19 protein-coding genes and 1 pseudogene are annotated in these 17,004 nt (G+C 69.3%); 7 read left to right on the top strand and 13 right to left on the bottom strand.

Going from position 1 to position 17,004, the window contains the following annotated elements; all coding sequences use genetic code 11:
* The 4 genes and pseudogenes from FCH28_RS12620 to FCH28_RS12635 form a co-directional block, all read left to right on the top strand.
* Positions 1-242, top strand: a 242-nt coding sequence (locus FCH28_RS12620; RefSeq protein ID WP_136739979.1) for a sensor histidine kinase, incomplete at its 5' end; no start/stop codon positions are given.
* Between the two features lie 307 nt (positions 243-549).
* On the top strand, positions 550-1,050 hold the full coding sequence (locus FCH28_RS12625) for a GNAT family N-acetyltransferase (RefSeq protein ID WP_136739980.1): 501 nt from the start codon (positions 550-552) through the stop codon (positions 1,048-1,050).
* Positions 1,051-1,137: 87 nt separating this feature from the next.
* A pseudogene (locus FCH28_RS12630) lies at positions 1,138-1,429 on the top strand (transposase); the annotation flags it as partial.
* A 154-nt stretch (positions 1,430-1,583) separates the two neighbouring features.
* On the top strand, positions 1,584-2,243 hold the full coding sequence (locus FCH28_RS12635) for a class I SAM-dependent methyltransferase (RefSeq protein WP_136739981.1): 660 nt from the start codon (positions 1,584-1,586) through the stop codon (positions 2,241-2,243).
* 30 nt (positions 2,244-2,273) lie between these two features.
* Here FCH28_RS12635 and efeU read toward each other — a convergent pair whose 3' ends face one another.
* The 3 genes from efeU to FCH28_RS12650 all read right to left on the bottom strand — a co-directional run bounded on the left by efeU (position 2,274) and on the right by FCH28_RS12650 (position 4,508).
* Positions 2,274-3,101, bottom strand: coding sequence for an iron uptake transporter permease EfeU (gene efeU, locus FCH28_RS12640; protein WP_136739982.1), 828 nt, complete (start codon positions 3,099-3,101; stop codon positions 2,274-2,276).
* A gap of 171 nt (positions 3,102-3,272) precedes the next feature.
* On the bottom strand, positions 3,273-3,869 hold the full coding sequence (locus FCH28_RS12645) for a hypothetical protein (protein ID WP_136739983.1): 597 nt from the start codon (positions 3,867-3,869) through the stop codon (positions 3,273-3,275).
* A 27-nt stretch (positions 3,870-3,896) separates the two neighbouring features.
* Positions 3,897-4,508 (bottom strand): iron transporter, encoded by a 612-nt coding sequence (locus tag FCH28_RS12650; protein ID WP_136739984.1) that lies wholly within the window; start codon positions 4,506-4,508, stop codon positions 3,897-3,899.
* A 281-nt stretch (positions 4,509-4,789) separates the two neighbouring features.
* Here FCH28_RS12650 and FCH28_RS12655 point away from each other — a divergent pair, with 281 nt between their 5' ends.
* Positions 4,790-5,206, top strand: a complete 417-nt coding sequence (locus tag FCH28_RS12655) for a cupredoxin domain-containing protein (protein WP_136739985.1) — start codon at positions 4,790-4,792, stop codon at positions 5,204-5,206.
* A 269-nt stretch (positions 5,207-5,475) separates the two neighbouring features.
* Here the strand turns inward: FCH28_RS12655 and FCH28_RS12660 are convergent, their stop codons facing one another.
* The 9 genes from FCH28_RS12660 to FCH28_RS38060 form a co-directional block, all read right to left on the bottom strand.
* Positions 5,476-7,005, bottom strand: a complete 1,530-nt coding sequence (locus tag FCH28_RS12660) for a PepSY-associated TM helix domain-containing protein (protein WP_136739986.1) — start codon at positions 7,003-7,005, stop codon at positions 5,476-5,478.
* Between the two features lie 206 nt (positions 7,006-7,211).
* Positions 7,212-7,880 carry a hypothetical protein gene (locus FCH28_RS12665; RefSeq protein WP_246102727.1) on the bottom strand — a complete coding sequence of 223 codons (669 nt, stop codon included), beginning with the start codon at positions 7,878-7,880 and terminating at the stop codon, positions 7,212-7,214.
* A gap of 118 nt (positions 7,881-7,998) precedes the next feature.
* Positions 7,999-9,615 (bottom strand): sodium/solute symporter, encoded by a 1,617-nt coding sequence (locus FCH28_RS12670; RefSeq protein WP_136739987.1) that lies wholly within the window; start codon positions 9,613-9,615, stop codon positions 7,999-8,001.
* The gene (locus FCH28_RS12675; RefSeq protein ID WP_136739988.1) at positions 9,612-10,109 is read right to left on the bottom strand and encodes a DUF485 domain-containing protein; all 498 of its coding nucleotides are present in this window, start codon (positions 10,107-10,109) and stop codon (positions 9,612-9,614) included. Before FCH28_RS12675 ends, FCH28_RS12670 begins: the two co-directional genes overlap by 4 nt.
* Positions 10,110-10,230: 121 nt before the next feature.
* Complete coding sequence (locus tag FCH28_RS12680) at positions 10,231-11,757, bottom strand: long-chain-fatty-acid--CoA ligase (protein WP_342781619.1); 1,527 nt, start codon at positions 11,755-11,757, stop codon at positions 10,231-10,233.
* Entirely contained in the window at positions 11,750-12,028 is a 279-nt protein-coding gene (locus FCH28_RS12685; protein ID WP_136739989.1) for a hypothetical protein, read from the bottom strand. The genes FCH28_RS12680 and FCH28_RS12685 overlap by 8 nt, the downstream gene beginning before the upstream one ends.
* A gap of 3 nt (positions 12,029-12,031) precedes the next feature.
* Complete coding sequence (locus FCH28_RS12690) at positions 12,032-12,688, bottom strand: HAD family hydrolase (RefSeq protein ID WP_136739990.1); 657 nt, start codon at positions 12,686-12,688, stop codon at positions 12,032-12,034.
* 130 nt (positions 12,689-12,818) lie between these two features.
* On the bottom strand, positions 12,819-13,571 hold the full coding sequence (locus FCH28_RS12695) for an SDR family oxidoreductase (RefSeq protein ID WP_222852412.1): 753 nt from the start codon (positions 13,569-13,571) through the stop codon (positions 12,819-12,821).
* A gap of 68 nt (positions 13,572-13,639) precedes the next feature.
* The gene (locus tag FCH28_RS38060) at positions 13,640-13,789 is read right to left on the bottom strand and encodes a hypothetical protein (RefSeq protein WP_169314133.1); all 150 of its coding nucleotides are present in this window, start codon (positions 13,787-13,789) and stop codon (positions 13,640-13,642) included.
* A gap of 362 nt (positions 13,790-14,151) precedes the next feature.
* On the opposite strand from FCH28_RS38060, the gene FCH28_RS12700 reads away from it, so the two are divergent.
* Complete coding sequence (locus FCH28_RS12700) at positions 14,152-15,183, top strand: NADP-dependent oxidoreductase (RefSeq protein ID WP_136739992.1); 1,032 nt, start codon at positions 14,152-14,154, stop codon at positions 15,181-15,183.
* A 106-nt stretch (positions 15,184-15,289) separates the two neighbouring features.
* Entirely contained in the window at positions 15,290-16,072 is a 783-nt protein-coding gene (locus FCH28_RS12705; protein WP_136739993.1) for an SDR family NAD(P)-dependent oxidoreductase, read from the top strand.
* Between the two features lie 198 nt (positions 16,073-16,270).
* Here FCH28_RS12705 and FCH28_RS12710 read toward each other — a convergent pair whose 3' ends face one another.
* The gene (locus tag FCH28_RS12710; protein ID WP_136739994.1) at positions 16,271-16,723 is read right to left on the bottom strand and encodes an iron chaperone; all 453 of its coding nucleotides are present in this window, start codon (positions 16,721-16,723) and stop codon (positions 16,271-16,273) included.
* Positions 16,724-17,004 lie beyond the last annotated feature (281 nt).

Raw genomic sequence — 17,004 nt, forward strand, 5'->3', positions numbered from 1 at the left:
AGGCACAACCGGGCTGCGCGGTACTGGTGGTCTCCAACACCGGACCGATGGTCCCGGCCTACGAGATCGAGAACCTCTTCGAGCCCTTCCGGCGGCTGCGCACCGAGCGCACCGGCAGCGACAAGGGTGTCGGCCTCGGCCTGTCCATCGTGCGGTCCGTGGTGCGCGCACACGACGGCACCATCACCGCCGAGCCCCGCGAAGGCGGCGGCCTGGTGGTGCGGGTCGTGCTTCCGCAGTAGGAGTGGGGCCCGGAAATCCCCTCCGGGCCCTTCGAGGGGCGTTATATGTTTTTGCCAGGCATATCTCCATGCTGACCTGCGAGCCTTCCCTGAGGTTTTCGCCACTCAGCGGATACAGGCATGTCCCCTTGCCCTTGGAGGCGAATCCGAGGGTTGTGAACCGGCGCCCGGTTGAATCGTCCATGTAGTTTCCGAGGTGCCCAATACTCCAGCCGTAGCTGGTTATGTGCCTTGGTCTTGGGGCTGTCTGCCGGTGGCGGAAACTCAGGTGACCTCAGCGCGCCATCCATCTGGGTACAGTCGGGCAGTGCCTGAGTTGAAGCGGCTGCATGCCGACGACGCCCCCGCGGTCCTGGCCTTCGAGCTGGCGAACCGCGCCTACTTCGCTGCCTCGGTCTCCGACCGCGGTGACGAGTTCTTCGACCAGTTCGCCGACCGGTACAGCGCCCTGCTGGCTGAGCAAGAGGCCGGCATCAGTGCCTTCTACGTGCTCGTCGCCGAGGATGGTTCGGTTCTGGGCCGGTTCAACCTGTACGACTTCGAGGACGGGACTGCTGAGCTCGGCTACAGGGTCGCGCAGCATGTTGCCGGCCGCGGTGTGGCGACCGCGACCGTCCGGGAGCTGTGCCGGCTGGCGTCGGCGCGGCACGGGCTGCGCACACTGCGGGCGGGCACCTCCCGCGGCAATGCCGCGTCCCAGAGGGTGCTTGCCAAGGCCGGGTTCGTTCCGGTTGGCCCGGCCGACCCGGTTGACCTCGGTGGTAAGGCCGGCATCTGGTACCAGCGCGACCTGGTGCTCCAGCCGTAGACCGTGATCTTGGTGGTGGAGTGGCCGCGGGCCACAGCGTGGACCCTGCCCGCTGGCAGGAGACGTTCGAGATCCTGATGGGCCGGGATAGCGGTCCGGTTCGCACGGGTCGAACTCCGATGCCGGGTGAGGGACTTGATACTGGGTCAGCTGTCGGATCTGCCACGTAAGAACTGCTGGAGCATCGCCGAGTGGGCCGGACAGGTCACGCCGGACGGCAATGCAGCATCTGCTCGGCCGGGCCAGGCGGGATACCTACGCCGTGCGCGACGACGTGCGCGAATACGTCCTGGAGCGCCTGCACGACGAGGATGTGGTGGTGGTCGACGAGACCGGGGACGTGAAGAGGGGTACGCACACCGTCGGTGTCCAGCGCCAGTGTTGATCACTCCGATTCGCCGGAGCACCCGCCCGCCCCCGGCAGGCGTACGGGCGGCGGCCAACCAGGTCACCGGGAAGCCGCAACGGCAGCGGCAGCGCAGTGCGTCCTGGTCGCTCCGGTGCCATGCTGGATATGAGACGCGGAGGTCGCTATGGGGTTCTATGCCGAGCGAGTCGTGCCGCGAATCGTCGACGTCGCCTGCGGGATGAAGGCTGCCGAGCCGCTACGACGCCGGGTCTGCGAGGGCCTGAGGGGCGAAATCGTCGAGATCGGATTCGGTTCGGGGCACAACGTTCCCTTCTATCCGGCGGCCGTCACCGGTGTGGCCGCGGTCGAGCCTTCGGATGTCGGATGGAGACTTGCCGGCGAACGCATCGGGGCGACAAGCATCCCGGTGCGGCGCGCCGGTCTGGACGGTCAGTCGCTGCCCTTCGAGGACAGCAGTTTTGACGCCGCGCTGTCCACCTGGACGCTGTGCACCATCCCCGATGCCGATGCCGCTCTGCGAGAGGTGCGGCGCGTCCTCAAGCCCGGCGGGACCCTGCATTTCCTCGAACACGGACTGGCCCCGGCGGAGGATGTGAACGTACGCCGCTGGCAACGACGCCTCGAACCGCTGAACAAGCGGCTCTTCGCCGGGTGCCACCTCACGCGGCCCATCGTCGACATGGTGAAGGCCGCCGGGTTCACCATCACGGACATCGACGTCTTCTACGAGAAGCGCGCACCGAAGCCCATGTGCGCCGACTCCCTCGGCGTCGCCCTGGCCGGGCGGCATGCGGCCGATCGGACGCCTCGCGCCGACGCCTGAGCGACACGGCCATGCAGCGATGGTGCAGTATCAGGCCGTTGCCGGTGTGGGGGTCGCCGGGTGGCGGGTTGGGCGCAGGAAGAGGAAGAGCACCGGTAGCAGGTACAGCACCCAGAAGATCGCCTGGAGCACGCTCGGGTTCGGCTGGAAGTTGAAGATGCCCTTGAGCAGAGCGCCGTACCAGCTGTCCGGCGGGATGGTCGCGCTGATGTCGAACAGGCGGTTGTCCAGTCCGGGCAGGATGCTCGCTTCCTGCAGGTCGTGGACGCCGTACGCGAGGACGCCGGCAGCGATGACCACGAGCACGGCGCCGGTCCAGGTGAAGAACTTCGCGAGGTTGATCCGCAGGGCACCGCGGTAGAACAGCCAGCCGAGCACAACGGCCGAGAGCAGGCCGAGGACTGCGCCGGCCAGCGGGCGGGCTCCGTCGTCCGTGGCCTGCGCCGCCGACCAGACGAAGAGAGCGGTCTCCAGCCCCTCGCGGCCCACGGCGAGAAAGGCGGTGGCCACCAGGGCGCCGGTGCCGATGGCCAGGGCCTCGTCCAGCTTTCCGTGCAGCTCGGCCTTCAGATGGCGGGCGGTGCGTCGCATCCAGAAGACCATGGTGGTCACCAGGCCCACGGCGACGATGGACAGGACGCCGCCGAGCGCCTCCTGGGCTTCGAACGTCAGCTGGGTGGAGCCGAATTGCAACACCGCGCCCACGGTGAGGCTGAGGGCGACGGCGATGCCCACGCCGAGCCAGATCGGCGGCAGCTTGCTCCGGTTGCCGGTCTTGACCAGGTAGGCGACGAGGATGCAGACGACGAGAGTCGCTTCGAGGCCCTCGCGCAGGCCAATCAGGTAGTTGGCGAACACACGGTCTCCTTAAGACGTGGTCGTCAGGTCGGCAGGTCGGACCCGGCGTTGTCGTCAGGCCTGGTCGTCAGGCCGGCAGGTCGGACCCGCCGTTGTTGTCAGGCCTGGTCGTCAGGCCGGCAGGTCGGACCCGCCGTTGTTGTCAGGTCGCGACCTGCTCTTGGCGTCGAGTCAGGACTGGCTGTTGAGGAAGCCGATGAGGCTGGCGCCCCACCAGCCGACCTGGCTGACGGAGGCGGCCACACCGGACTGGATGCGCAGGGGGCGCGGCACCCGGCCGTCCCGACACCCGTCGAGGCGCTGCCCGAGCCAATGGGCGTAGAGGCCGTTGAGGGTGATGGCCAGGACGAGTCCCAGCTTGAGCTGGGTCAGCGGTGATGCCAGGTCGGGGCGGAGGAACAGGCCGGTGACGACCAGTCCGGCCAGTCCGAGCCAGATCGGGACCTGGAGGGCGCAGGCGGTGCGCAGGACGTCGGACAGTCGGCGCCGTCCGAGCATCCACAGCACGGCGAACCAGTCGACGGCGAGTACGGAGCCCAGTCCGACGATGAGCGACACGAGATGCAGGAAGCGGGCCGCGAGTTGGACGGGCGGGTCGGCGTGAACGTGGTCGGCCGCCCAGCAGGCGGCCACCAGGGTGGCGGAGCTCAGGACTCCCAGGGCGGCGAGTGCCCAGGCCGGTGTCGGTGGACGGTCGCCGGGCCCGCCGTCGTCGCCAGGCGCGGCCCACCCCGGTACCCCGGCCTGCCGGGATACCGGAGCGACCATCGGCCTGTCGGAGGTCGGGACCACTGATCAGTTCTCCGACTTGAGTTCCACGTTGCGGAAGGTGGCGGTGGTCTTCTCGCTCAGCGCGGGCTTCTCACCGCTGGCGCCGTGCCGCAGGAAGGTCGGCCGCTGCAGCGTGGCGCGCAGGGTGTACTTGCCGTCCTTGGGGATGGAGAAGTTGTTGGCGTAGTGGAAGAACTCGGCGTAATAGAAGTTCAGGTCCTGGGCCTGGACGACCTTGCCCTTGCTGTCGACGACCTCAAGACGGATCGGCACATCCGGGACGATGCGGCCGGTCTTGGCTTCCATCGGGATGATCTCGATGTGGTGGGTCTCGTCCTTGGCCGGCTCACGGTGGACGAGCTTGCCGTGCTCGCCGTGCTCGCCGTGGAACCACGGCTCGGCCGCCTCGACGATGTAGCCGATGCGGTACTCGCCGGCCTTGGTCTCGCCGCCCTTTGCCTCGATCTCCGCCTCAAGGATGGTGTGCTGGTGCGCCACACCGGCCGGGGCGGTCTCCTTCGCCTGCCCCTTGGCGGGCGCCTTCTCCGCCTTGTCGGCATCTCCGCCGCCGCAGGCAGTCAGGGCGAGGGCGAGCGGCACGGCGAGAGCGAGCGAACGCAGCACGGTTCTAGGCATGGCTGAAAACCTTCGGTTGGGGAGTAAGGTAAGGCGAACCTAAAGTCGCACCATGCGCGAGTCAAGGCGTCTCGCGATGCGGACAGTAGTGATATATCGGGCGCTCGCGATCGGTTCCCCCTGGTCGTAGGGAAGTTGACGGGGCATCAACGAGCCGTCGAGGCCATAAAAGGCCCGTAAAGAGCCAGCGGGAGGATCACTATCTGGACAACCCAGCCGTCCCCGCACCTACACTGCGCCCGCTTCCCTCGCTCGTCTATCGCCCCAGGAGACCGACCGCTATGACCTCTCGGCCCACCCGCCTGACCCCGCCCGCCACCCTCGCCCTGCTCGCCGTCGGCCCCCTCGCCCTTCTGACCGCGTGCGCCGAAAAGGCCCCCGAGGCCGGCGGCGACGCGAAGTCGGGAGCCATCACCGTCCAGGCCACCGATGACGCCTGCAAGCTCTCCCGGACGTCGGCACCTGCCGGATCCATCGGCTTCAAGATCACAAACGGGGGCAACAAGATCACCGAGTTCTACCTCTTCAGCCCGGACAACAAGGTGGTCAGCGAGGTCGAGGGCATCGGGCCCGGCACGTCCCGCTCGATGACCGTGAAGGTCACGAAGGCCGGCTCGTACACCACGGCCTGCAAGCCGGGCATGGTCGGCGAAGGCATTCGCGGCAAGTTCACGGTGACAGCAAAGCGCCACGGATGAACGGCAAAGTGCCACGGTTGAACGGCAAAAGCACCATGGATGGCTGACACGGCTTGAGGTCGCGTCAAGCTCAGGTCCACACCGCACGCGTCAGCAGGGCCGCCTCGCCAATCGGAGAGGCGGCCCTGCTCGTCGGCACTCAATGGCCCGTGTGTTGGTGACCGATCCCGACGTACTCGTCTGCGACGAAGTCACCTCGCCCCGAGACGGCGGGACCGCTGCCGCCAGCGTTGACCCCACCGTCTCAGGGATGGTTGGCGTTACCTCGGTTACCTCGTCGAAGCGGTCATGTTGCGGCGACTGAGCCGGTAGCGCCGGATGAGGCCGACGGCGACGTCCGCAGCCAGGAAGCCGAGGAGGGTGACGCCGAGGACCGGCAAGGTCCACCCGATGGCCGCCACTGCCGGGGCACCGAGCAGAAGCACCGGCAGGGGCAGTTGGCGCCAGGCCCCGCGGACGGGCGGCTTGCCCAGCGGGGCATTGCGGTCGGCCCGGGTGGGGCGGCGCTGCCACCACATGCGGTAGCCCATGACGGTGATGAACAGCAGGCCAATGGCGGTGGCCGCGAGCAGGAGCTGATTGGCGAGGCCGAACAGCACACCCATGTGGGCTTGAATGCCGAGTTTGGTCAGCTTGGCCAACAACGGGTAGTCGGACCACCGGTTGGCGGCGGTGACCTCGCGCTTGTCAGCGTCGACGGCCACCTGGTCCAGGTGAACCGGCCACACCTTGTCGTTCTGCGCAACGGACCAGGCGCTGTGCTCGTCGGCCGGCGGGGTCAGCTTGACGGTGCCGGTGAGTCCGGCCTGCCGTGCGGTGGCCAGAACCGGGCCGATGTCGGATACGGGATCGACCGACTGCTTCGACGAGCCCGACCCGCCGTGGTGCCCGTGCTGGCCCTGGGTGCCTCCGGGAGCGGAGGCCAGGGAGGTGTTCAGCTCGGGAGTACGGGAGTGGACCTTGTCCAGCAGTGTCTCGAAGCGGGCGCCCGCGTAGTTGGACCACGTCAGGCCGGTGGCACTGAGGAAGAACAGGCCCAGGGCCACCCACACGCCGGTGGCGGCGTGCCAGCTGCGGGTGCGGCGCACGCCGCGGGCACTGCGGTCGGGAAGCAGCGCCCGCCGGATCCGCTTGGCCCGCCGGGCGCGGGCACGAGACAGCCACAGCACCAGTCCGGCGGCGGCGATCACCCACAGCCAGCTGGCGGCCGTCTCCGAGTACAGCCGGCCCGGCTCGCCGAGGTGCAGGTTGCGGTGCAGGTCGCCGAGCCACGTGGTCACGGGTGTGGAGTTGAACGACGTGGTCAGCGCACCCTTGACCTCGTTGGTGTACGGGTCCACGAACACGGTGCGCTGCTTCTCGCCCAGCTCCGGAACGGCCAGTACGACGCGGGTGGTCTCCTCCGGATCGGCAGGGGTGATGACCGAGTCGAGTGTCCCCTCCGGGTGGTCGGCGCGGGCGGCGGCGACCTGGTCCGCCAGCGGGTGGGGCCTGCCCTCGACCTTCTCGACGGTCAGCTGGTCGCTGTAGACAAGCTGGTCGAGCTGCGGGGCGAAGGCGTAGGCGAGTCCGGTGAGAGCCGCCAGGATCAGGAACGGCGCGACGAACACTCCCGCGTAGAAGTGCAGACGTGCCAGGAGGGCGCGAACTCCCTGCCGGGAACTGTTCGGCCGTGGGCTGTCGTTGTCGGAGGGGGGCGACGGTGCCGTTGCGGTTGCCGTGGCGACGCCCGTTTCGGATGGCTGGTCGGTCGGTTCGGCAGACGTTGTTTTGGGTGGGCCTTCGGGCGAAGTGGACATGCGGAACTCCAGGTGCGCGCGATCGGCGAGCCGAGGCGCTCAGGGGGAAGTCGGATGAGAGTGCCGCCGCTGTACAGCGACGTGGCGCAATACGCGACAGAAGTCGCGAAACCGACCTGACTCGCACACAAGGAAGGGCAGCATGCCGTACCCGCCCGCGGGCAACGGCGGCCGTGCGGGAGGGATGTGGGGGAAGCGGGCTGTCGTCAGGCCGGTCTCGGCGGCGGAGGGCCTCTGCGGGGCAGGGCACGAGCGAGCAGCACTCCGTACCTGGGGACCAGAACCCGCGGGCCGCCCGGCAACAGTTGCGGGGCGGCGGGCGGAAGTGGCGACAGCTGAAGGAAGCCGAGCCTCGGCCGGACCATTGCGGCCAGCCGTCGCACCAGCCGGTCTCCGTAGGCCAGACATACCGCCGTGATCAGGACCGCCGCGCCGTGCCCCAGCGTCATGGCCGCCGCTGTCGGATGGTGGCCGCCGCCGGAGACCGGGTCGACCACCATTCCGCCGTGATGGTGCGCAAGGCCTACGTGGTGGTGCATAGAGCCCGCGTGGTCGTGCATAGGGCCAGCGACATGGTGCAGGCTGCCTGACGGCATGGCCGCAGGCCCGGCCGCCGCCATCCCGGCCGCGTGGAACACGACATGCAGCACCAACTGGGCCGCACCCAGCACCAGCACCTGGACGTCGAAGCCCCGAGGCCTGCGGGCCAGCCCCACGCCCATGGCGGCGAGAAGCACGAACATGACGGAGAGCCACCCCGGCCCGGGAAGCCGCCCACCCGCTGAGACATGGCTCACACAGCCGAGCAGCAGACACAGCAGCGCGGTCGTCAGGCCACGTATGGCCTGTCTGCCGCTGCTTCCCGGTATCCGCACGGGGGCAACCTACATGGCCCCCATGCGTCATACGGCGCGGCGCCTTGACTTTCTCCCATCAGTACAACTTTGCGCCCCTAAAGCAGCGGTACGCCGTGAGCGGCCTCGGACACTGGAGTCAGTCGGCCGCCGCCAGCAGCCGTGCCTCGCCCTCCTCGTACCGTCGGCGGCTCTCCGTGCTCACCGCGGCGCGGTAGCGGCGGTCCAGTCGGCTGCCCAGCCAGCCGGCCAGATAGCCGACCGGGATGGAGATCAGCCCGGAGGTCTGCAGCGGGAACCACTGGAAGTCCATGTCCGGGAAGACGGCATCCGGCGATCCCGAAACCGCCTTGGAGAAGGCCATCACGAACAGGACGCTCGCGGTGCCGCCGTAGAGCGTGGCCAGCAGTCCGGTGCGGGTGTATCCCCGCCAGAACAGCGAGTAGGTGAGCGCGGGGGCCACCGCCGACGCTCCGACGCAGATGGCGGTCGTGGTCAGCACCCCCACGTTCCAGTCCTGCACCATCACGGCGAGCACGATGGCCAGCGTTCCCACGGCGACGCTGGCCCATCCCGCCACGTTCATCTCGGTGCGCGGTCGTGCCCGGCCGGCCCGTATCACCCCGGCGAACAGGTCGTGGGCGAGGGAGTTGGCCGCGGCCAGGGTCATCCCCGCCACGGATGACAGCAGGGTGATGAAGACGGTGCCCGCCACGGCCGCGTAGAGCAGGGTCTCACCGAGCGAGGACGAGGCGCCCAGCACCCTGGACAACAGCAGCACGGATGTCCTGCCCTGGGGGTCGGCGGCGGTGATCTCGCGTGCCCCGACCAGGGCTGCGGCCCCCGTACCGATGAAGATGACCAGCAGGCAGAAGGTGGTGACCGCGCCGACCGCCCAGGACATCGACCGCCGTACGGCCTTGGCGTTCCGTGCCGAGTAGAGGCGCATGGTGATGTGCGGCAGGCAGCCCACCCCGAGCAGGATGGTGATCTGGAGGCTGATGAAGTCCAGCTTGGCGCTGCCCGACTGGCCGAGCTGCACGCCCTGTTCGAGGTAGGCCGGGCCCGCTCCGCTGCCCCGCTGGGCGGTCTGGAGCAGGTCGTCGATGCTCCAGTCGAAGCGGTTCAGCACCAGGAAAGCCACGATCGCACTGGTGCCGAGCAGCAGCACAATCTTGATCATCTGGATGATGGCGGTTCCCCGCATTCCGCCGAGGGCCGCATAGATGATCATGAGGGTGCCGACGATGACGATACTCGCGGTCCTCGCACCGTCGAGCGGGATGTCCAGGATGAACGTCAGCAGCGATCCGGCGCCGGACAACTGGACGATCAGGAAGGGCACACTCGCGATGAGTGTGACGACGGACGACGCGATGCGCACCGACCGGCCGCTTCCGGGCACGGTGCGGCTGAGCACATCGCCCATCGTGTAGGTGCCGGCGTTGCGCAGTGGTTCGGCGAGCAGGAACATCAGCAACACCAGCGACAGCGCCGTGCTCATCGCCAGGAGGAAGCCGTCGTAGCCGGCCAGGGCGATGATGCCGGTGGTGCTCAGCACGGTCGCCGCCGAGATGTAGTCACCCGCGATCGCGAGGCCGTTCTTGAACGGGGTGAGCGAGAGATAGCCGGTGTAGAAGTTCGGCAGGTCGTCGCGGTCCGGTCCGCTGATCACGCAGATCAGCAGTGTCAGCGTGACCAGCACCGTGAAGATCACCAGGACGGTGGACTGCGTCCCGGAGTCGAAGTCGGTCACGCGCGCACCTCGCCGTTCGCTCTGTGCTTCCGTATGCGCGCCGCCAACGGGTCCACCGAACGCCGGGCGGTGCGCTCGTACCAGCGGACCGCGGCGTAGGTCAACACCAACTGGAATGGCCCCAGGGCCATGCCGAAGGTCACCTCACCGGCCACCCGGGCGCTCATCAGGTCCTTGGCGTAACAGGAAAGGATCACGCACAGGACGAAGTAGCCGAGGGCGGTGAGGGTGGAGACCCGGCGCAGGGTGCGATAGGCCGAGCGCAGGGAGGCCAGCTCGGCGGGGTGCCGTTGGGGTGCCGGGGGCCGTCGGGGTGCTGGGGGCCGTCGGGTTGGAGGCCGTCGGGGTGTCGGTTCCGTGCCCAGCTGAGGACCGGGCCGAGGACCGGGTGGAGGGCCAGGTCGAGGGATTGGTTGAGCCCCCGTCAGGTCGTACCGATGCGGCGGCATTGGGGGTGGTTCCGGGGGATACCAGCTTTCCCCGTAGTGCGTCATGGCTCGACCTTCCGTGCGGGCGGAACGCGAGGGGGGGCTCGCGCACCATACCGACTGGTTGGCATGAAGGGAAAGCCGTCTGACGCGCCATCTGTCGGGCGCTCACGAACTCGGGTGAGAGTCAGCCCCGGAGCCGGCGCTTGAGGATCTTGCCCGTGGAGCCCTTGGGCAGCTCGGGCAGCAGATGAATCTCGCGGGGGTACTTGTACGCCGCGAGCCGCTCCCGGCAGTACGCCGCCAACGCCTCGACATCTGCGTCGGCTCCGGGCTTCAGCGCGACATACGCCGCCACCTCCTCGCCGAGCCGGTCGTCGGGACGGCCGACCACCGCGGCTTCGGCGACCGCCGGGTGCCCGTAGAGCACCTCCTCGACCTCCCGGGGGTACACGTTGTAGCCGCCGCGGATCACCAGGTCCTTGAGCCGGTCGACCACGAAGAAGTAGCCGTCGTCATCGCGGTAGCCCAGGTCACCGGTGCGGAACCAGCCGTCGCGGATCGCCTCGGCGGTGGCCTCGGGCTTCTTGTAATAGCCCTTCATGATGTTGTGGCCGCGGACGACGATCTCACCGACATGGTCCTCGCCGGGCGGCAGGTCCCTGCCGTCGGCGCCGACCACCCGCACCTGCACACCCCAGATGGGCTTGCCGATCGAGAGCACCTTGCGCTGCTCGGCGCTGATGTTGAATGTCGCGGTGCTCGCGGTCTCCGAGAGGCCGTAGCCCTCAAGCACGATCACGCCCGGGAACTTCTCCTCGAAGGCCCGGATCACCTCACCGGGGATCGACGCCCCGCCGGAGACCGCCGCGCGCAGGCTGGACAGGTCGCGGCCCGTGACGTCCAGCTGAAGCAGGGCGAAGTACATCGTCGGCACGCCGGAGAAGATCGTGACGCCATGCCGCTCGACGGCGTCGAGCACCGCCTCGGGCTCGAACCGCGGGATCAGTACGAGGCTGCTGCCGAAGCGCACCGTGACATTGAGGACGCTGGAGAGCCCGAACACATGGAAGAGCGGCAACACCGCGGCCGAGATGTCGGCCGACGAGACGCCGAACACCTCGCCCGACGCCGTGCAGTTCATATAGAGCTGAAAGTGGGTCAGTTCGGCGCCCTTGGGCTTGCCGGTGGTGCCGCTCGTGTAGAGCAGTACCGCGGTGTCGTCCGACGACGTCGGGTGGATCTCACCGGAGTCCTCGGCCGCGATGAGCTCCTCGAAGTCGCGCGTTCCGTCCGGCAGGGCGCCGTACGCGACGGCGTATGTCGGCACTCCCCCGGCCTCGCGCGCGCCTTGGGTCGCGGCCGCGGCGAACTGCTCGAAGGTGATGAGCAGGCGCGCGTCGCTGTCGGTCAGGTGGTAGGCCACCTCGGGTGCGGTGAGCAGCGGGTTGAGCGGCACCACGACCAGGCCGGCCTTGAGGATGCCGAAGTAACCGAACAGGAACTGCGGCAGGTTGGGCAGCTGAATCGCCACCTTGTCGCCGGGCTCCAGGCCGAGGGCGAGCAGGCCGCTGGCGACCCGGCCGGAGATCTCGTCGACCTGGGCGTAGGTCAGGGAGTGTTCGCCGGCGTGGACGAGGGGCTTGTCCGGAGCCGTCTCGGCGGACTCACGCAGGATCGTCGCAAGATTGAAGGACATCGCGCTCTCACTCACTTCTCCTTGAGGACGCGCCGTGGCACGTCGATGAACAGGGTGTCGGCACGGTGTGGGGCGCGGTGTCGGGCGCGGTGTGGGGCGCGGAATCGGGCGCGGTGTCGGTCTCTCGCCGGGTGACGTCGAGGCCTACGGCGGCGGCCGTGAAGCCGTCGGCGGCGAGCCGCGGAGCCACATTGAGGGCAAGCCGCTCTGCCGGGTTGGCGCCGGTGCCCCGGGCCGAGCCCGTGACGATGGTGGTGCGGGAGGTGGTGCGGGAGATGGTGGTCACGGGTCACTCCTGCGGTGAGAGCGCCAGGTCCGGGATGAGGGCCGCGATGGAGGCGCGGGTGGTGGCGGCATCGGTGTGCAGCAGCGCCTGCATCCCGACGGCCCGGGCGCCGAGCACATTGGGCTCGGCGTCGTCGACGAACAGCACCCGGTCTGCGGACGGTGCGGACAGGCCGAGGCGTTTGAGCACAAGTTGGTAGATGGGGGCGAGCGGCTTGCGCAGCCCGACCTCGCCGGAGATGACGACCGGGTCGAAGAGCCCGTCGATCTGCTCGCGCGGGTAGCTGTTGCCCCAGCTGTTCGAGAGCAGCCCCACCCGGATGCCACGGTCAAGCAGATCCTCGACCAGCTTGAACATCGCCGGGTCGGGGCCCATACCGGCGAACAGCCGGTCGAGCACCCCGACCGGGTCGACCGGGCCACCGTGGACGGTGGTCAGCTCGGCGGCGAGCAGGGCGTCGAACTCCGCGACGGACAGCTCACCGGTCTCCAGCCGGTGGATCGGGGTCCCGTCCTGACTGGTGCGGGAGAGCCAGGCCTTGAGCGTGCGGGAGAAGGACGCCGGCTCGATGCCGTCGGCGGCCAGCCAGGCCGCGATCGAGTGGCGAACCGGGGTGGTCAGCACACCGCCGTAGTCGAAGACGACCGCCTCGACGCTCATCGCGTGACCACCCCCGGTGCGACGGTGACGCCGTCGACACAAGCTCGGTTGGCGTAGGCACGGTCGATGACGTGCCCGGCGCCGGTCACGACGGCGCCTCGGCCGTTCACGTTCACTCGGCCGTTCACGTTCACTCGACACCGCCGGTGAGGGTGACGCCGCCGTCGACGACCAGGAGCTGCCCGGTCATCCAGGCGGCATCGTCGGAGAGCAGGAAGGCGACGACGCTGCCGATGTCCTCAGGGACGCCGAGCCGTTTGAGCGGGTACGCCGCGGCGACCTCCGCCTCGCGGCCGTCGTACAGCGCGGTGGCGAATTGGGTCTTGACCACTGCCGGGGCGACCGCGTTGACGCGGATGTCCGGACCGAGCTCGACCGCGAGCTCCTGCGTGATGTGGGTGAGCATCGCCTTGCTGGCGCCGTAGAAGCCGATCCCCGGCGCGGGTCGGATGCCGGCCACCGACGAGACGTTGACGACCGCGCCGCCGTGCTCCTTCATCCAGGCATGGTGCGCCTGCTGCACCCACGACAGTGCGGCGAGGCAGTTGACCTCGACGATCTTGCGGGCCGCGGCCAGGTCCAGCTCGACCATCGGTCCGTAGGTCGGGTTGATGCCGGTGTTGTTCACCAGCAGGTCGGCGCTGCCGAAGGTGTCGATCGCGCGCTTGAGGACCTCGGCCTGGTGGTCCACGTCGTCGGCGTGGCCGGCCACGCCGATCGCGTGCTCGGGACCGCCCAGCTGGGCGACCGCCTCGTCGAGCGCCTCCTGCTTGCGGGCGGTGACGACGACCTTGGCGCCGTCGGCCACCAGCCGCTCGGCTACGGCCAGCCCGATCCCCCGGCTGGCTCCGGTCACGATCGCCGTACGTCCTGCGAACCTCATGTCCACCTCGTCGTCCTGCCTCTCATGCGCCCTGCCTCTCATCCACCCCGCCCTCATCCACCCCGCCCTCATCCGTCCTGACGCAGGGAGTTGATCAACGTGCTGGTGATGCGGGCGTCGGTCACGCCGATCGCGCGCTCGACCGCGATCGCGCAGCCGTCGACGTTGAGCGGGCAGTGGCGACGATGACCGGCCGCTTCCGGCATCGGCACCGGCATCGGCACTTCCTTCCACGTACTAAGCGGTTGCTCAGGGTGCGGGATGAGGTTCACCCTGCACCGGGCGGACGGAAGCGTCAACCAGCGGTCTCGTGAGACGACCGTCACACCGGCGGGGCCTAGGGGCGGGCGTGCAGAGGCTCACCCCTACGATCACCGGAGATCCACAACCAGCCCCACCCTTGCCCTGCGTCACCCCCTGGGACTAGCCTCACGACGTCCATACCGACCAGTCGGTGCGCCGAGCCCGAGCGAGGCCGACCGGTCCCCGCCACAGCAAGGCGGCCCTGCGACAGCCCACCGCCGCACGCACGGCACCGCCCCGCCCACGGGTCAGCGCCGACAGTTGAGGAGCCCTCCACATGAGCCGCACCAATCACCAGTACCGGCTTGCCGCGCGACCGGTCGGGCTGCCCAGGCCCACCGATTGGGAGTACGTCGAAGAGCCGGTCGGCGAGCCGGGCGAGGGCGAGCTGCTGATCGAGGTGATCCACCTGTCGCTGGACCCGGCCATGCGCGGCTGGATGAACGAGGGCAAGTCCTACATCCGCCCCGTGGAGATCGGGGAGGTCATGCGCGCGGGCGGCGTGGGCCGGGTGATCGCCTCCCACAACCCGCGCTTCGCCGTGGGCGACTACGTGTCGGGCACGCTCGGCGTGCAGGAGTACTGCCTGTCGGACGGCCGCGACCTGACCAAGGTCGATCCGGCGCTGGCACCACTGCCGGTGTACCTGGGCGTCCTGGGCATGACGGGCATGACCGCCTACTTCGGGCTGCTCGACATCGGACAGCCCGAGCCAGGGCAGACCGTCGTGGTTTCCGGTGCGGCCGGTGCGGTCGGCAGCGTGGTGGGCCAGATCGCCAAGATCAAGGGCTGCCGGGTCATCGGCATCGCCGGTGGTGAGCGCAAGTGCCGTCTGGTTGTGGAGGAGTTCGGGTTCGACGCCTGCATCGACTACAAGTCCCAGGACGTGCGGAAGGCTCTGCGCGAGGTGGCGCCCGAGGGCGTGGACGTCTACTTCGACAACGTCGGCGGTGACGTCCTCGACGCCGTGCTGACCCGTCTGGCGCGGGGCGCCCGTATCGTCATCTGCGGCGCGATCTCGCAGTACAACGCGACCGACCAGGTCAAGGGCCCGGCCAACTACATGTCGCTGCTGGTGAACCGCGCCTCCATGACCGGGATGGTGGTCTTCGACTACGCCGACCGGTACCCCGAGGCCACCGCCGAGCTTGCCCAGTGGCTGTCGGAAGGGAAGCTGCGGTCGCTGGAGGACGTGGTGGACGGTGGCGTGCGGGCGTTCCCTGACGCGCTGCTGCGGCTGTTCAAGGGCGATAACACCGGAAAGCTCGTTCTCAAGGTGGCGGACGAGGTCAAGGCGGCCGACGAGTGAGAGCCGCCCGCTCACCCCACGGGCCTGTGCGGGTTGTCCGCACCAGACCGCCCGCAGCCACGGCCACATTCAGGGCCACATTCACGGCCATAGGAGGGACACCGCCATGGAGCTGAAGGACGCCGCCGTCGTCGTCACCGGAGCCGGCTCGGGCATCGGTGCCGCCCTCGCCCGCCGGTTCGCCGCCGCGGGCGCCCGTCTGGTCGTGAACGACCTGGACGCGGCTGCCGTGGCGCGCGTGGCCGAGGAGATCGGCGCTACCGCCGTTCCCGGTGACGCCTCCGCCGAGCGGGACGTGGCCGCCCTGGTGACCGCCGCCCGCACCCACCTCGGCGAGATCGACCTGTTCTGCGCCAATGCCGGTATCGAGCCCGGGGGCGGGGCCGACGCGCCGGAGCAGGTCTGGGAGCGCGCCTGGCAGGTGAACGTGATGAGCCACATCCGGGCTTCCCAGCAGCTGCTCGGGCCATGGCTCGCGCGCGGGCGGGGCCACTTCCTGGCCACGGTCTCCTCCGCGGGCCTGCTCACCCACCCCGCCGCCGCGCCGTACGCGGTGAGCAAGCACGGGGCGCTCGCCTTCGCCGAATGGCTCGCGGCCACCTATGGCGACCGGGGCATCACCGTTCAGGCGCTGTGCCCGATGGGTGTGCGCACCGAGATGTACGAGCGCAGCGACCCCGCCGCGAAGGCAGCCCTGGACGGGGCGGTCCTCACCCCGGACGAGGTCGCCGACACCGTCGTGGAGGCACTGGCCGACGGGAAGTTCCTCATCCTCCCGCACCCCGAGGTACGCGATCACTACGCGCTGCGCGCCACCGACACCGACCGCTGGCTGACGGGCATGCAGCGGCTGCGGCGCCGGATGGAGGACATCCCCACCGAGGCGTAGGGCATAGCCGGGGGAACGGTGACGGTCCGGCGTCGCCGCTCCCCCAGCGGCCCGGTGCCGCGGTGCCCCGTGCCCCGGTACCCCGGTGCCGGCACGAGCGCGGCTCGGCCACCGAGCACGTACAGATGCCGCAGGCCCCAGCCCGCCCGCCGGGCGCGCGCCTCAGCTCACGTCACGGCTCACGTCACGGCTCACGCCTCAGCTCACCGCCTGTTTCACGAGCGCACCGATCCGCGCCTCCACCTCGGCCGTGACCTCGGTAAGAGCGAAAGCGGCCGCCCACATCGTGCCCTCGTCCAGCTTCGCCTGGTCGCTGAACCCGAGCGTCGCGTAGCGCGACTTGAACTTCCCTGCGCTCTGGAAGAAGCAGACAACCTTGCCGTCCCGCGCGTAGGCGGGCATCCCGTACCAGAGCTTCGGCGCGAGGGCCGGGGCGCTGGCCGTGATGACGGCATGGACGCGCTCGGCCATGATCCGGTCCGAGTCCTGCATCTCGGCGATCTTCGCGAGGACGTCCCGTTCCTCCTCCGCCGCCTTGTCCGCGCGCGAGCGGCGGCGCGCTGCCGTCTTCAGCTCTTGCGCGTGCTCCTTCATCGCGGCCCGCTCCTCGGCCGTGAATCCCTCGTGCGTACCGCCTTCGGTGCTGCTCATGGCAGATCTCCCCGTTGAGAATCTTGATGTCCAGGATCTTGAGGGGACCTTACGCCGGCCCACTGACACCGGGCCCACCGTCCAGTGCTCACCGTCCAGTGCTCTTCGTCCATCCGGCACAGCGACGGCGCGGCAAACACAACTCCGGGGCCTCTCCCAGCCATACCCCCAGCATGCGCCCGCTGCTCCCCGCCGCCTCGGGCTCACGCCTCGGCGGACGCGTCCTCTCCATCCGCCGCCGCGTCCGCGCGCGTGCCAACGTCACATCTCCCCTGACATCA

This window comes from Streptomyces piniterrae (assembly GCF_005048155.1).
Classification (GTDB): domain Bacteria; phylum Actinomycetota; class Actinomycetes; order Streptomycetales; family Streptomycetaceae; genus Streptomyces; species Streptomyces piniterrae.

Bases quoted from the DNA above. Each gene is read 5' to 3' on its own strand.
- FCH28_RS12645 (WP_136739983.1), bottom strand. From the start codon at position 3,869: ATGGTCGCTCCGGTATCCCGGCAGGCCGGGGTACCGGGGTGGGCCGCG.
- FCH28_RS12660 (WP_136739986.1), bottom strand. From the start codon at position 7,005: ATGTCCACTTCGCCCGAAGGCCCACCCAAAACAACGTCTGCCGAACCG.
- FCH28_RS12650 (WP_136739984.1), bottom strand. From the start codon at position 4,508: ATGCCTAGAACCGTGCTGCGTTCGCTCGCTCTCGCCGTGCCGCTCGCC.
- FCH28_RS12710 (WP_136739994.1), bottom strand. From the start codon at position 16,723: ATGAGCAGCACCGAAGGCGGTACGCACGAGGGATTCACGGCCGAGGAG.
- FCH28_RS12655 (WP_136739985.1), top strand. From the start codon at position 4,790: ATGACCTCTCGGCCCACCCGCCTGACCCCGCCCGCCACCCTCGCCCTG.
- FCH28_RS12635 (WP_136739981.1), top strand. From the start codon at position 1,584: ATGGGGTTCTATGCCGAGCGAGTCGTGCCGCGAATCGTCGACGTCGCC.
- FCH28_RS12705 (WP_136739993.1), top strand. From the start codon at position 15,290: ATGGAGCTGAAGGACGCCGCCGTCGTCGTCACCGGAGCCGGCTCGGGC.
- FCH28_RS12690 (WP_136739990.1), bottom strand. From the start codon at position 12,688: ATGAGCGTCGAGGCGGTCGTCTTCGACTACGGCGGTGTGCTGACCACC.
- FCH28_RS12695 (WP_222852412.1), bottom strand. From the start codon at position 13,571: ATGAGGTTCGCAGGACGTACGGCGATCGTGACCGGAGCCAGCCGGGGG.
- FCH28_RS12675 (WP_136739988.1), bottom strand. From the start codon at position 10,109: ATGACGCACTACGGGGAAAGCTGGTATCCCCCGGAACCACCCCCAATG.
- FCH28_RS38060 (WP_169314133.1), bottom strand. From the start codon at position 13,789: ATGCCGGTGCCGATGCCGGAAGCGGCCGGTCATCGTCGCCACTGCCCG.
- FCH28_RS12700 (WP_136739992.1), top strand. From the start codon at position 14,152: ATGAGCCGCACCAATCACCAGTACCGGCTTGCCGCGCGACCGGTCGGG.